General features: G+C 39.7%; 11 protein-coding genes (1 of these 11 cut by a window edge). 2 read left to right on the plus strand and 9 right to left on the minus strand.

The window, feature by feature from the left end; all coding sequences use genetic code 11:
* Positions 1–943 carry the 5' portion of an O-antigen ligase family protein gene (locus CLV95_RS00270; RefSeq protein ID WP_016757983.1) on the minus strand. Its footprint begins 368 nt before the window's first position, so the window shows 943 of its 1311 coding nt (coding positions 1–943); its start codon is at positions 941–943; the stop codon falls past the left edge of the window.
* Positions 944–1051: 108 nt separating this feature from the next.
* Between CLV95_RS00270 and CLV95_RS00275 the strand changes: the two genes are divergently transcribed.
* Positions 1052–2362: a glycosyltransferase gene (locus CLV95_RS00275; RefSeq protein ID WP_002727358.1), complete on the plus strand. Its 1311-nt coding sequence runs from the start codon at positions 1052–1054 to the stop codon at positions 2360–2362.
* Positions 2363–3008: 646 nt separating this feature from the next.
* On the opposite strand, the gene CLV95_RS00280 is transcribed toward CLV95_RS00275, so the two are convergent.
* The 8 genes from CLV95_RS00280 to rpmB all read right to left on the minus strand — a co-directional run bounded on the left by CLV95_RS00280 (position 3009) and on the right by rpmB (position 13072).
* Positions 3009–4808 carry a phospholipase D-like domain-containing protein gene (locus tag CLV95_RS00280; RefSeq protein WP_002731868.1) on the minus strand — a complete coding sequence of 600 codons (1800 nt, stop codon included), beginning with the start codon at positions 4806–4808 and terminating at the stop codon, positions 3009–3011.
* Complete coding sequence (locus tag CLV95_RS00285; RefSeq protein WP_002731889.1) at positions 4805–6223, minus strand: LA_2168 family protein; 1419 nt, start codon at positions 6221–6223, stop codon at positions 4805–4807. The genes CLV95_RS00280 and CLV95_RS00285 overlap by 4 nt, the downstream gene beginning before the upstream one ends.
* Positions 6220–9231, minus strand: coding sequence for an LIC11755 family lipoprotein (locus CLV95_RS00290; protein WP_016762592.1), 3012 nt, complete (start codon positions 9229–9231; stop codon positions 6220–6222). Before CLV95_RS00290 ends, CLV95_RS00285 begins: the two co-directional genes overlap by 4 nt.
* A 61-nt stretch (positions 9232–9292) precedes the next feature.
* Entirely contained in the window at positions 9293–11122 is a 1830-nt protein-coding gene (uvrC, locus tag CLV95_RS00295) for an excinuclease ABC subunit UvrC (protein ID WP_002731802.1), read from the minus strand.
* A 124-nt stretch (positions 11123–11246) separates the two neighbouring features.
* Entirely contained in the window at positions 11247–11708 is a 462-nt protein-coding gene (locus CLV95_RS00300; RefSeq protein WP_002727377.1) for a peptide chain release factor family protein, read from the minus strand.
* A 5-nt stretch (positions 11709–11713) separates the two neighbouring features.
* A complete protein-coding gene (locus tag CLV95_RS00305; RefSeq protein WP_002727381.1) occupies positions 11714–12136 on the minus strand; it encodes an acyl-CoA thioesterase in 423 nt (140 codons plus the stop codon).
* Positions 12137–12141: 5 nt separating this feature from the next.
* A complete protein-coding gene (gene nth / locus CLV95_RS00310; protein WP_016749696.1) occupies positions 12142–12840 on the minus strand; it encodes an endonuclease III in 699 nt (232 codons plus the stop codon).
* Positions 12788–13072: a 50S ribosomal protein L28 gene (rpmB, locus tag CLV95_RS00315; RefSeq protein WP_002727368.1), complete on the minus strand. Its 285-nt coding sequence runs from the start codon at positions 13070–13072 to the stop codon at positions 12788–12790. Before rpmB ends, nth begins: the two co-directional genes overlap by 53 nt.
* Positions 13073–13212: 140 nt before the next feature.
* Between rpmB and CLV95_RS00320 the strand changes: the two genes are divergently transcribed.
* Positions 13213–14256, plus strand: a complete 1044-nt coding sequence (locus CLV95_RS00320; RefSeq protein ID WP_002727362.1) for a hypothetical protein — start codon at positions 13213–13215, stop codon at positions 14254–14256.
* The last annotated feature ends 82 nt before the right edge of the window (positions 14257–14338 follow it).

Consider the following 14338-nt stretch of genomic DNA (forward strand, 5'->3'; position numbering starts at 1 on the left):
CTCCTGTGAAAAAGTTATCCCGAATCAAAGGGAATGTGGAATCCCAGATAAAAGTTCTCCCAGAATCTGTATGTTTTTCTTTTCCAAAGAGAGGGTCTGTAATCTTTTGGCCGACTTGTGTAAACGAAAGTACGATTCCTAAAACAAGCAAAAGCATGAGAATACCACTGGCAAAGAGCAAAATTTTTGCAGAGGGTAATTCTTTACGAACAATTCCTAAAACAAGAAATGCGGTGATTGAGGAAAAAATCGCGCCCAACATAGAGGAGCGGGCGTTGTTTAAAAAAACTACATAAAGGAAACTTAAGAGTATGATTCCTTGAATTCCGGCTTTTTTAAAATTCCGATCGAATAAGGATCTCAAAAAAAGAAAAACGGGTACAGGAAAAAAAAACTGTAAAAGTCCCCCGAACGTTAGATGAGTGTTCATCAAACCGATTGGAAGGTAAAGAGACAATCCTCCAACATGACCCATGGGATGAGTGAATTTCCAATTAGAAGATTCCCTATATAAGTCACTGACAAGTCTAGAAAGACGGACCGGAGAGAAACTAGAAATAAATCCGGTTATGAGTAGAATCCAAAAGAGCACGTTTAGGGATTTTAAAATTACCGGAAATTCCTCTTTTTTTAGATTCCAAGCCAGAACGAATCCTATGAAGAGAAAAATGTCTTTGAGTTCTGCATTGAATGCGATTTTAGAATAAGTTCGAAAATTCTCTTCCTGAAAGGAATGAATGACAAAATCGCTCAGATACCAACCAAAAAATGAAATTCCGATGAGGGTCAAGGGCTCTTTCCAAAAACCGGAAGTTTTCGAAGAGAATAACGATGTTAGAAACGCAAGTACTAAGAATCCTTGGCTAAGGGATACGGATAAACCGATTGTCACAATACTTGCGCAAAATAAAAAAAGAGTGATTTTTCTAAGACGTTCGGGCATCTTCTCTAATCGATTGAAATCCAGATTCTATCAAACCTGGGAATTGTAAATTCGATATTTTCCTTCAATCGTATTTGAAACATAAGTTTGTGAATGAGGAGATCTTTGATGAGAGTTCTTTACTTTTCCGACACCTTCCTTCCTAAGGTAGACGGAGTTGCGATCTCCATGAAAAATTTCGCGGACCTTCTTGCAAAAAGAGGCCATACGTTTACGATCTGCTGTCCGAAATATGGCGAAGGGGATTTCCATCACATAGGTGATTCGATTCGAATTGAAAGATTCAGGAGCGGATACCTTCCGAGTTATCCCGATATTAAAGTTGTTCTTCCTTCCCCGACCAAGATCAAAAGAATCATCAAGGAATTCGAGCCCGACTTGGTTCATATTCATACTCCGGGCTTGTTGGGACTTTATGGAATTAATGCGACCGAGAAATATGGAATCCCTACGATAGGAACCTATCATACGTTGATGTCTGAACAAGACATGTATCTTTCTTTTTACAGACTTCTCAAACTGGACAAACTTTTTTTGAAAGTGAGTAAATCCGACAAGAAGTTGAAGATAAAGGATTTAAGTAAGATCGAAAAATTCGATAAATTCAACATTCGCAAAAAGGTCATTCTTAAGATTTCAAACAATATCTACGAACGTTGTGATCTTATCATTTCACCGTCTCATCTAATCGAAAAACAACTTCGTGAATTCGGATTAAAAACCAAAATTGCGGTCATATCGAACGGCCTTGATCTTACAAGTTTTAAAGGAAGTATCAAACAGTTAACTCCTGCTCCGAAACTTCTACATGTAGGGAGAATTTCCTATGAGAAGAATTGTGATGTGATATTAAATGCATTCAAGCTGATTCACGATGAAATTCCGGATTCCACTCTTACGATCATTGGGGATGGCCCAGCTCTCCCATCCTTGAAAGTTCAAGCTCGAAACTTAGGCGTGGAGAATGTCGTTACTTTTACCGGATTCATAAAGAGGGAACAGCTTCCGGAAGAATATCCGAAATACGATTTGTTTCTGACCGCATCCACGATGGAAACCCAAGGGCTTGTGATTTTGGAATCCATTGCTTGTGGACTTCCCGCCGTTGGAGTGGATTCTTTTGCGATTCCGGAACTCATTCACGATGGTAGAAACGGATACATCGCAAAACCTTTCGACGTAAAAGGAATCGCCGAAAAAGCAGTGACAATTTTGAAAGATTCTCCTCTTTACGAAACGTTCTCGAAAGAATCCATTAAAATCTCCAAAGCACATGAAATGACGGCCTGTGTCGATAAAATGGAAGAGGTTTATCAAACAGTTGCAAGCGTTAAGAATAAGAAGAAAAGAAATACGTTGATCAATATGCTTTTTTCCCTTCCTGATCCTCTGGATCAATTCTTAAGATATTTTGAATAGAATAAAGTTTGTATATTAGAGTTGTTGAAAAATTAATTCTTCACCTGCTTCTGCTTCATGGAAACAGTCACGATTAAAGCAGTTTTGTTAATCTGAATTATGGAATTTTTCAAAAATTCTATTGATTATTTCTATCGAAACCATTTCTCCAAATTGGCGGTAAGAATAAAAATTTCTTATCCGATCTTTTTTTAGCAGGCCTCAGGTTCGATTGGTTTTAAAGCGAATTCTGGGTCATTTGGATCAATATTTAACATAAGTTCGGCGCGAGAAGATTCGTCTTTCTAAAAAATTGGAATCCGAAGAACTTTGTAAATTTATTCTTAAAATGTTGGAACTACAGCAAATTACCATTTTACGAACAAATTCAAAAAGGTGTGTCTCAAAACTGTCTTCTGTGGGAAAGGCACATTGTCATCAGTTCTCTGAATGTAGGAACTCCTTCGCTTTGTGAAAAATTCACGATGATATTTCTATCGAGGTTTTGAGACAAGTTCCAAAGAAAATTCGATTCAATCGCTGTAATTTTAGCGAATCTCGATCTTTTTATTATTCGAATCTTAAACGATATCAGTTATTAGCGTGAACTTGGTATAAGAAAATTGCGGCGTATCGCTTTCGCATTTGTTATACACAACTCACGTTATCAGTACCGGTAACAGTACGTTCCAAATCTTTTTCTAACGTCGATTGAAACCTTTTCTGCTGAAAAACTCACCTCAGGCAAAAAAGCGTCTCCTCGATACGAAAGAATCTCCTGGATCAATTCTGTATATTCCATTCCTTTTTTTGAATATTCGTGAAAACAAAACGCAAGGAAAAAAGACTCATATTCCAAAAAAATCATTCCCTCAGTCGAATGAGAAACGACGTAAAAAGTATTCCCCGAAGTATTCCAAGGAATTGTGACCGGACCGTTCCCCTTTTGATAGAAGAAAATGGAAACCGGATTTTTAAATTCGATTAGGTCTTGTGGAAAAAACAAATTTCCCGATTGAACGGAATAAAACGTAGGAATAAATAAATATACAGGTTTGCGTTCAAAGTCCGCTTGAAAGTCGTTCGTCGTCGAAATGAAAAAAGGTTTTCCTCGTTTCGTCAGTAAAACCCCTTCTTCCCTAAAACTTTTCGTCTTGACCGGATGATTGGTTTTTTTCCCGGTAAAACCGCTACTGGGAGGCGTAAAATTCGAAACATCTTTGCAGGATTCCGTAGGAAGAAAAGTATATTCCAAAATTGATTTTAGAAAAGCGTTCCCGGATTCTAAATAAAAAGACTCTTCCTTGGCTGTATCGGTTCTACAGATCGTTTGTTCGACTCCGATCGGAATTGAATTTCCGGAATAGCCGAAGTAAATACCATTCGATCCATTTTCTGTTCCAAACGAAGTCGCTTTATAAACGATCGAATTTACTCGAATTCGTTCCCACTCTTCTACGTAAACAGCGACCAAATACGGATCAGTGGTTTTAAAAAGAATTTCTCGATTATTATCTCTGGCACTGATCGAAAAATTGTACGAACCAGAAATCAAAGTTTTACCGTCCACGATCATCGTTTTATGATGCAAAAGCCCGCCCTTACCGAAGGAACCCGACTCGATTACCTCTTCATTTCCATCTGCCGCAATCTCGGAACCGGGATTCTCAAATACATTGGCGAGATACTTGCCTTCTTCATCCACGGGGGAATCGTAAATACCTTTGACATTCACCCCTCTACGATCCGCCAAAGCCAATCTAGAGGTCAGGACGGAATCGAAATGATCGAAAATCAAATATCGAATGTCTCTTTGCGCACGATCGACTTCCCTTAGGATCAGATTTTGAATCAATCTTCCCTTTTCCGGAGAGATATAAAATTGAAACGGAGGAATGTTAAGCGAAGTAATTCCTGAATCTTCCTCCAAAAAAGCATAAAAGTTTTCTATTTCGGAATCAAATAAATCGAAGGAAACATAACCGTTTAGGTCGTTTTCAAGACCGTACCAAGTGAAATTCCCGGAGCCCAAAAATACCTTTTTACGATCCACGATGAGTATTTTAGAATGTTGTAAACCTGACCTTTCCCATTTTCGAAACACACCGAGATTTTTGAATTCGTCCATATATTCCCTTTCCGGATCGGCCACAATTCTGATCTGAACCCCTCTTGTATTCGCTTTCTTCAAAGCGTTCAAAATTTCGGGATCTTCGAAAGAATAGACCCAAAGATCGATCGCAAATCCTGCACTTTCAATCAATCGTAAAATCTTATCTCGTACATTCCTTCTTTTGAAAGTGTGAACATAACGTCCAGGATACGAAAAACTAGCTTCCACATTACGCGTTTTCGCCCACTCCAGCCAGAAAAAATCGGAATCGTGGCGGCTGGAACAAGTTGCCAAGGAAAGAAAAAACCAGATATAAAGAAAAATTAAAACGAAAGCGTTCGAAATTTTTCTCATAAAACGATACCTGAAACGATTTGAAAGAATGATTCTTTTCTTGCACTTTCAGGATCGCTCCACGAACCTCCCAAGGAAGCTTTCAGATACAAAAAATCGAACTTCGTATTTTCGGAAGGAAAATAAACCAGAGTTTCAATCAGCGCTTCTCTGAGATAATCCTTTCGAAAACCTTCCCTGGACATCGTAAGCGCTCCTTCATTTCCTTTCGTATCGGAAAGAAAAAAGTAAGAAGCAATATACAAGCGAAATCGAATTATAGATTCTTTATATTCTAAATTGATTCCTGTCCAGGCAGATTGACGTTTTCCGTTTTGAATTCCGGATTGTTTTTCCAAACCTCGATCCGTAATCCAAGCGGAAGGATAAAAATCCAAACTCTGATTCGTGCTGAATACCGGAGAAGGAGAGGAACCGATTCCGATAAAACCTAGTTCCAGAATTTCTCCGTTCTCGCTTCTTTTATCCCGATCGGGAAGAAAACCGAAAACATCAAACTTCCAAAAATTCCAAGTAACTCCGGTGGAAATCAAAACGGCTTCCCCCGTAATTGGAATCGCACTCGCTTTTCGGATTCGATTCCAACCGGTCTTATCCTGTCCTCTCGTCAAAATTCCTGCAAAAAAACAATGAAACCGAGAATATTTCAACTTCAGTTCTATCGTAGAATGTGTGAGATAATCCCGATCGCCTGAGGAAACGTTCCCCGTCTCCGAAATCAGATCATTCGCATATCTTCCCCAATTTTGGAGATTGAGATATTGAAAACGAAATCCGGTTTCCAAATAAGGCAGATCATAACGATAGCCCACTCCTCCTCTATAACGATTTTTGAATGTGTTGAAAATGGAATCCTGAACTTCAATTTCACCGGCCTGATCAAATTGAGTCTTTTTTGTATTAAGAATCGTATTCTTAAGTCCATTCTTTTCGAATAAGAAATAACCGGAATAAAAATCAAAGAGATCGAAACGAACGCGTCCCAATTCTTTGAAGTTTGCTTTGATTACGATTCCGTCCGTTCCGTCTATCCAATCCGTAAATGCGGATCCCTTCATCTCCTCTTGAGTTCTACCTACGACGAGAGAAACATGTTCTTTCTTAAATTCGAAAAATAAATTCTTTCCCGCAAAAAAGGCGAGTTTGGACTCGCTGGAAGCGATTAGATCCGCCTGTAATTTTATATTCACACGAGACGTTTCCAAACTTCGGTCAATCCCACCGTGAATCAAAGAGGAATTGATCCGCAGTTCCTTATAAATCCGATCTTCTTTTACTTGAGAAAGATCGGAAGTTTTTTGACTTCCCACAAGTCCCCATCCCATCCAAGAGATTTGAGCCCACCCTTTATTTTTCTCGGACGCGGAAATCTGGAAAAACATTATAAAATAGGAATATATGAAAAACTTTCTCATAAACTCCCCTTCCTTCTGATTTCATAATCGGAGTAAGAGTCGCCGGAGCGATTTTCCTTGAGAAGGATCAAATCGTCCGTATCAGCGTCGATGGAAAATGGAAATGGAGAAAATTGATTTCCATAACTGTGAATGTGAACGAAGTTCCCTTGAATTTCCTGAAAAAGATCCAGGCCTTCGTTTTTACCAATTCCGTTTCCGATCGTGGTCGTTTTATCGATCGTAAAAATTTTTCGAAACGTGGCGGAATGAAAGGGAACGGATTCATTTTTAAAATTGGGAGAAAGAACGTAACCACATTCTCCCGAATTTAGAAATTTATCCGAAAAAATCCAATCGAATGAAGTTGGATTATAATTTATCCAACCAAGCGGAGGATTAACTCCGAAACGAAAGGAATACTCCACCAAACGATCGGAAGAGGAACTGTCCCGAATTTCCAAACTGCGGACGTCCACAGACTCAAAACCTCGATTGCAAATCGACAGCCATTCGTTTGTAGATACGGTGGGATTCGGATATACGGCCGAAATCAAAATTCCGGAAGAACCGGGAATTCCGACGAGTTCTTCGCCTCCGACAGGGACGAGATAGTTAAGAACCTCTTTTCGAATATTCAAGGATCCTAAAATTCCAGATCGAAGATCGCTCCATAAATTTAAGAACCCTGACGTCGATAACCAAACGGAACCGTTGGGTTGAAACGTAAAGACCTGGATAGATCCGTCACTCGGACTATTCCGATCCAAATTAAAACTGATCCAAGGATCTAAAACAGAATTTAGGGTTTCCGAATATTCCTTTTGAAAAAACGGAAGACTCCTATTTTCAAGTTCCGGACTTGCTTCCGTTCCGATACAACTTGTTTTTCTTGAAGAAACCTCGGAAAGTGCACTGTTTTTCCAAACGCTTGCACCGGATAAAGTTCGGATCTTGGACGCGGATCTCCTCAACTTTTGGGAAGTGGAATTGATTCCCAGAGAGTCCCAACTTACCCAATCATTTTCTATCTTTCCGTCCACGGAAAGAAGTCGGATTTTTCCTTTACTTCCTAAACTTAATTCGGGAGCAATCCAAGTCTCGACTTTGGGAAAGCAGACCAACTTGCCGATAGATAACACGTTTTTTCCCGGCTTCAAAGGTAAAATAAACCGATAACTTTTATTTCCGGAAAGAATTTCCAGAATTCTAGACGTTAAAGAATTAGAATCGATCTCGATGAAACGATCCGCACTTACGGATGTAGTTCCGTCATACGACCCCATCCAGGAAATTTCGGAAATATCTACGGAAGTATTCAGATCCAAAGCCGTAAGATCCGTTTTTTTGCCCGGATTCATGGAATGGGAATTTTGAATTTCAAGGGAGAGGGTATCCGAAGAAGATATCGGATGTGGAATCCAAACGTTCTCCCTCCGTAAAAGAGAAACCACGGAACCGTCTGTTCTTGTCAAAATCGGGGTTTCCGAAAAATCGTTCAAAAGGATACTGACATTTTTTGAGATTCGATCTTTTAAAAAAACGGATTTTCCGAATTCAAAATCCTTTAGTTCGGACAAGGAAACAAAAACGTCTTTCTTCAAAAAATCCAGTTTCCCTAACGTGAGAACGCTCCCAGGTCGTATAACTTTCGAATCCAGCCAAATTGGGATTTCCGTTCCGTTACTTTCCAAAGACAAGGAATTCGGATTACATATATTATTTCCAGAATATTCCAAATCAATAAACTTTTGCTTCTGATCCACTTTTCCATCTAGATACAAACCCGTAAAATTCGCCTCTTCGATTTGGAACATATTCGAATCGCAAAAAGGAGGAATCCCGCTTTCTTGGATTTGATTCGAAACTCCAAATCCGGGATTCATACAAAATCTTTCTAAGACATTAGAGAGGAAAAAATTGGAGCAGATGGAATAGAAATTTTCATGCGAGGAATAATATCTTCCTCCCTCCAAAAAAGTTTTTTCGGAATTTTTATAAACACTCTCCGCATCCTTAGATTTTAAAACCCAATCCCCTTTTTTCTTTAAATCCGACCAAGGAAAAGAAACGGACTCGGTCCCAAAAAGGACACTGCCCGTTTCCACTTTGAGAATCGTTTCACCGGGAATTAAAAATTGCGGTCCCGCAAGAAGAGAATACGTTCCCGAACTCGTTTTCAACTCCAGATCTTGAAAACAGATCGGATCTTTCCGGGGATTGTTGAATTCCAAAAATCTTCCGATGGGGGATTCAGTTCCTCCAAAAATCTCGCTTAAAACGGGAAGGTCCGTTTTGCATAAACTCGTAATTTGAAGATTCTGTTTTTGAATTTCCAAAAAAAATTCGGAGAGAATCGAAACGTCACCCGGAATCTCCACAACGAGCGTATTCTTAGAAGAAATAAAATCTTCGGAAGAAAACAGGACCCGAATCTTTTCATTAGTAGCCAAAACGCTGAAACCGACAAACGCGTTCGTGGAATGCGGTTTTAAAATCGAATTTTCAGAAAAAACACTGATTCGATTCGGTTCCGGAAATTTTTCCTTTTGGAGCATTCGATCCAATTCCTTTGAACCGGAAAGAATCAACCAATCCTCGTTGATGCCGTCGAGAAGATCTCGATCCTGTTGGATCCTTATATTCGCCTGTCCATTGGATGAAAATTCGAAAAACTCCGGCTCCGTCCTGGAATTCGAATTCTCATTCCATAACTTTAGAATATTTTGTAATTCTAATTCAATGTTTCCTTTCCGGTCCGGAAAACAAATTGAAATTCCGAATACGGAAATCGTTCCACTGAATAAACAAACAATTCCGGGAGCCGTTTTGATTTTAACACCTGGATGTTTCCATTCTTCGAAAATTTCCCTCGGAATCTCCGAAACGACGGTGTTTATCGGTTCATAAAAGAGTTTGAATTCTCCCGCGTTTGTGATCGGAAAAAGAAACGCGGAGTTTTCTTTTCCACGACAAGAGTCGAGCCCGAAAAGAAGAAAAATCGCTGTAAACACGGATTTGAGTTTCATGTTTTCCTCCATCCGGTACGGTTTCGAAAACATTCGACTCGTTTTGAATTTTAGAGATTTTTTATTCTTTTTTTCTAATTCGTTTTAGGATTTTTTCGGCGAGATTTTCCCCAATTCCAGGAACAGCAAGAAGCTCCTCTTTGGTTGCGTCTTCGATTTTTTTTTCTCCCGAAAAGTGTCTGAGGAGTAGTTTACTTCTTTTCAAACCGATATCCGGAACATCTTGAATGAGAGAGCGCATCGTCTCCTTGTTCCTACGCGATCTATGATGTGAAACTCCGAATCGATGCGCCTCATCCCGAAGATGACGAAGTAGTTTCATTCCGGATGAATTCATATCAAAGATAAAAGGTTCGTTGTCTCCCGGAAAATAGATCTCTTCTCTCTTCTTTGCAAGACCGATCATAGGAATTCTTTCCGCTCCCGCTTCCACTGCGGCTTCGCAGGCCTTGGCCAGCTGGGTCGGTCCTCCGTCGATCACGATGAGATCCGGAAAAACACTTTCCTCGTTGGCGATTCTTTGTAGACGCCTAGAAATCACTTCGTGGATCATTCCGGGATCGTTGATTCCCTTATAACCCCTTATATTATACTTTCTGTATCCTTGTTTGAAAGGTTTTCCTTCCACAAACATCACACCACTTGCAACCGGCTCAGAACCTTGAAAGTGACTGATATCGTAGCATTCGATGATATGAGGAGGATGTTCTAAAGAAAACATCTCTTGAATTTCTTTCAAAGAAGCTGTTTGATCTCTGTAGTGAGTTGCAAGTAGTCTTTCGGTCAATCCAAGTTCCGCATTTTTCTCCGCAATTTTCAAAAGGGAACGTTTACCTCCACCGCGAGGGGATTTGAGTTTGGGTCTGAAACCCGTTTTCTCCTGAAGCACATCCATAACCGCGGCAGTTTCCTCTTGAATGTCCGCCGGAACAAAAATCAAAGGCGGAACCAAAGCCGCATTTAAATAATAATCCCTGAAAAAAGCTCCTAGAATTTCCGAATCTTCCGCATCCAAAACTCCTTGAATCGGAAAAGATTTTTTGGTTTCCAACCTTCCGCCCCGAACTTCAAGAAGAATAACCTGACCTTCGTCCTTCTTCCTGGCAAATCCGATCACGTCCTCGTCCCCGCCTTCCGCGCTGACCACAGTTTGTTTTTCTCGGAAGTTTTGAATTCGCTGGAGCATATCCCGATAACGAGCGGCTTTTTCAAAATCCATACGATTCGACGACGCATTCATTTTGATACTGAGATCCCCCACAAGAGATTCTTTTTTACCTTCTAAGAATTGAATCACTTGATCGATTACAATTTTATAATCTTCTACGGGAATATTTCCTTGGCAAGGGCCGAGACAACGCCCCATATCAAAGTTTAAACAGGGTCTTCTGGGTTTCGGTAACGGGAGCACTTGTCTCGTTTTACGAACCGGAAAGATTCTTAAAATGATGTCTAATGTTTCTCTTGTGGATTTTACGTCCGAATAAGGACCGAAATAACGATCCCCATTGTCTTTTAGTTTTCTTGTGATATAAACCATTGGAAAGGACTCCGAAAGAGAAACGCAGATATACGGATATTTCTTATCGTCTTTGAAACGGACATTAAAACGAGGATTGTGTTTTTTGATGAGAGTCGCTTCTAGAATCAAAGCCTCTTTTTCGGTTCCAGTTGCAATCCAATCTAAATCAAAGATTTCCTTTTGAAGCGCTCGTGTTTTTATATCGGGATGATTTTCTTTGAGATAATTACGGACTCTTTTGTCCAAATTTTTAGCCTTACCTACGTATAAAACCTCTCCCTTTCTGGATTTCCAAAGATAACAGCCCGGAGAAATGCCTAAGTTTTTGATTTTTTCCAGAATCAGAATATGATTTAAAATTTCAGGCATAATGAACCTTTTTGATGATTGCGATAGAACTCGGTTCTTACTCTATCGAAAATCGGCAGGTGATTTCGAGTTTAAACGACCATCTCCCTTAGTTAGACAAAATTCGAAATTCAAAACGATCGTTTCAATTTTCGACCTTGCTTTCATTCGAAACTTCCGAATCGTCCCACTCCGATTCAAAACTTTCTTTGAGCTCGGTGAGAATGGAAGAAGAATTCTGATCCTTTCTGGAATACTTTTCTTTCTTTCGTTTTGCGTCTTTTTGTTTGTTTCGAATCGTGTTTTTGCGTTCGTCGCTGACCGTGCCTTGTTTCTTTCGATTCTCTTCTTGGATTTTTTCACAAAGAATGGCACGCGCCTTATAACGATTGAGACCTTGGGTTCTGTAGAGAGAACATTTGACTTCAATTCCGGTAGGTTTATGTTTGAGATGAACCGCGGTGGAAACCTTATTTACATTTTGCCCGCCCTTGCCCCCGCTTCTCGTAAAACTCTCCTCTAGCTCGTTTTCTTTTACTTCCAGAACATCCATGAGTTCCAAAAGCTTAGATTCCTTTTCGACCGAAACGGGAAAACGAGAAGCCATAAAGATTATTTCAGATCCCGAAATTCGAAATGGTCTTTGAAATAAGGGAACGGTCTTCCATTTTCATCCAGACAAACATAAGTAACTTTGCAATCGATGATCTCTTTGAGTTCTTTTCTACTTTGGCTTTTTCCGATGGAAGTGTTTCGAATCGTGATAGAACTGTTTCCCATTCTTTCAATCTTAGAAAAGATCTGAATGATATCTCCCAAAAGTCCGGGACTTTTAAACACAACGTCTGCCATGCTCACGGTAACGATATTCGAATAGCGGATTTTCTCCATAACGTACATGGCACAACCCTCGTCGATCCAGGCAAGCATCTGCCCCCCGAAAAGAAATCCGTGTTGATTGAGATCCCTGGACATCACGATATGTTGAGTAGCAAGTTCCATTCCTTCCAATTTTTGATCGATAAATACTTCCATAAAAATCAAACTCCTTGGACAACCGAGGATGATGGGCAGTCCTTTTTAAGGATACATTCTCCACAAAATCGGCGATGCGCCTTACAACTTTTTCTCCCTAAAAAAATCAAATACAAGGAAATATCTCTCCAATATTTTTTGGGAAGAATCGACATAAGATCTTTCTCTACCTGAACCGGATCGTTTTTAGTGGTAAGTCCCAAAACCTTCGAAATTCGATTTACGTGCGTATCGACTACAATTCCTTCCACAAGTCCGTGAACTTCGGACAAAACCACGTTTGCGGTCTTACGACCAAATCCAGGAAGTGTGGTAAGCTCCGCGATCGTCTTCGGAATTTTCCCGTCAAAGTCGTTTAACAATTTTTTAGCAAATCCCCGAATTGATTTCGCTTTATTATGATAAAATCCGGTGGAAAAGATCAAAGCTTCGATATCTTTTAGATCCGCATTGGCAAAGGATTCCAGACTGGGAAAGGTTTTAAAAAGAGAGGGAGTAACTTGATTGACTCGTTCGTCCGTGCATTGAGCACTCAAAATGACGGCAATAGCAAGTTCGTAATTATGTTTAAAATGAAGAGGGGTTTGTACATCCCCGAATTCTTTTCTTAAAAGAGAAAAAATCCGGGAAAACCACTTTAAAAACGCAGGATCAGGCTTTTTTAAGTGCCTGTTTTGTGATTCCTGCGTATTTTTTCGGAGCAAGAACACCCAAGGACCCGCCATTATCTTTGATGACGGCCTTAATTCCTTTTTTTCTCAGAGTTCGAAGAGCTCTGGTAGAAAGACGAATCGTAACCCAGCGATTCTCATCCTCCAAAAAGATTCTTTTTTTGATCAGATTCACCTTCCAGGTTCTTCTTGTCTTGATATGGGAATGGGAAACATTGTTCCCAGAGACAGTGCCTCTTCCGGTTACTTCACATCTTCTGGCCATAGTAAGGACAGAATCGGCCTATACCTCTCCTTAGTCAACCTTTCTGCCGATTTTCTGGCGTTTAGAAAGAATTTTGAATGATTTTTTTCTTTTTTTAAGTAGAGAATCTTACAGCCTGTAAAAAGACTACCAATCAACTCGTGCTCAAACCTACCTTTACAAGTTTTCGACTTTGGCTGGACCGTATCTATAAGATCGACATTTTTCCATTCTTTCAAAGTAAACGAGTTCGAATTACACGCCGTTTTCAGTCGATCATTCATGAGGAATTCACCAAAGAGCAAATCGTGGATCCGAGACAATTTCACCATGTTTTATACGATACCAATCTTTCTTTAGAAAATGGAATCCCTTCCGAATTCGCATCGGCACTAGAAATCGATGCGAGTTCATTTGCGGGAGGAAAGAAAAAGCTCAGGATGAAACAGAAACTTCATTCGAGTTTTTCGAAACAGATAAAATATCGATTCTGGAAACTTCTTAAGAAATCTCTTTACACCCTCCGGGAAAAATCTTGGAAATCTTTTTTTCCCAAGAAAAAATCAGATTCGAAAAAATTACAAAGTTCTCCGGATTTACTAAGTGCGGCTTCTCCGAATCCGTATCGTTTGTATCTACGCTCTTTAATCTTTTGGGAGGAAATCTTTCCTTGGGAAGAATGGAAATCGTCACTTCCAATTTCCTGGATTCCGTTCGGCGGTTCCCAAAAAATCAAACTCAGATTCGTGGCGGCAAAAGCGGCCTCCTTTTCCAAACAAGAATTTTATGAGGAATCTTATTCTCCGGAACTCGCCTTCTGTGATCTTTACGCACTGGGGTATTTGAGAGAAACCTCGGATAAAAGTGTGGACTTGGAAAATCCGGAATTTTACTACTTAGGCACATTCCTTTCTTCCAGACTCAAAAGCAACAACTTGCCTCTTTGGTTGAAAGAACGAAATCTTTTTTCCAGCGATTTTCAATGGAAAAGTTCTTCCAAAGAACAGGTTTTTAAAATCTTAAATAAGGAAATTCGATTTAAAATCGAGACAGAGGTCGAGGATTCTTCCTATTCCGAATTCATTCAAGTCGGCGGAAAAAAACTCCTTCTTAAGAGCGATTTCTTAAAAGGAAAATTCTTTCAAAGAGCGATCTTTACCATTCATCCTATGGTTTTTGCGAATCGTGTTTTGAAAAGATTTTAGGACCTTACAGTTTCTGTGCCAAGCCTTTGCGTTATTTTTATTACATAAGATCATAAAGTTTAAGTTTATCGAGCGATTCATA

It is taken from the genome of Leptospira borgpetersenii serovar Javanica (assembly GCF_003046425.1).
Classification (GTDB): domain Bacteria; phylum Spirochaetota; class Leptospiria; order Leptospirales; family Leptospiraceae; genus Leptospira; species Leptospira borgpetersenii.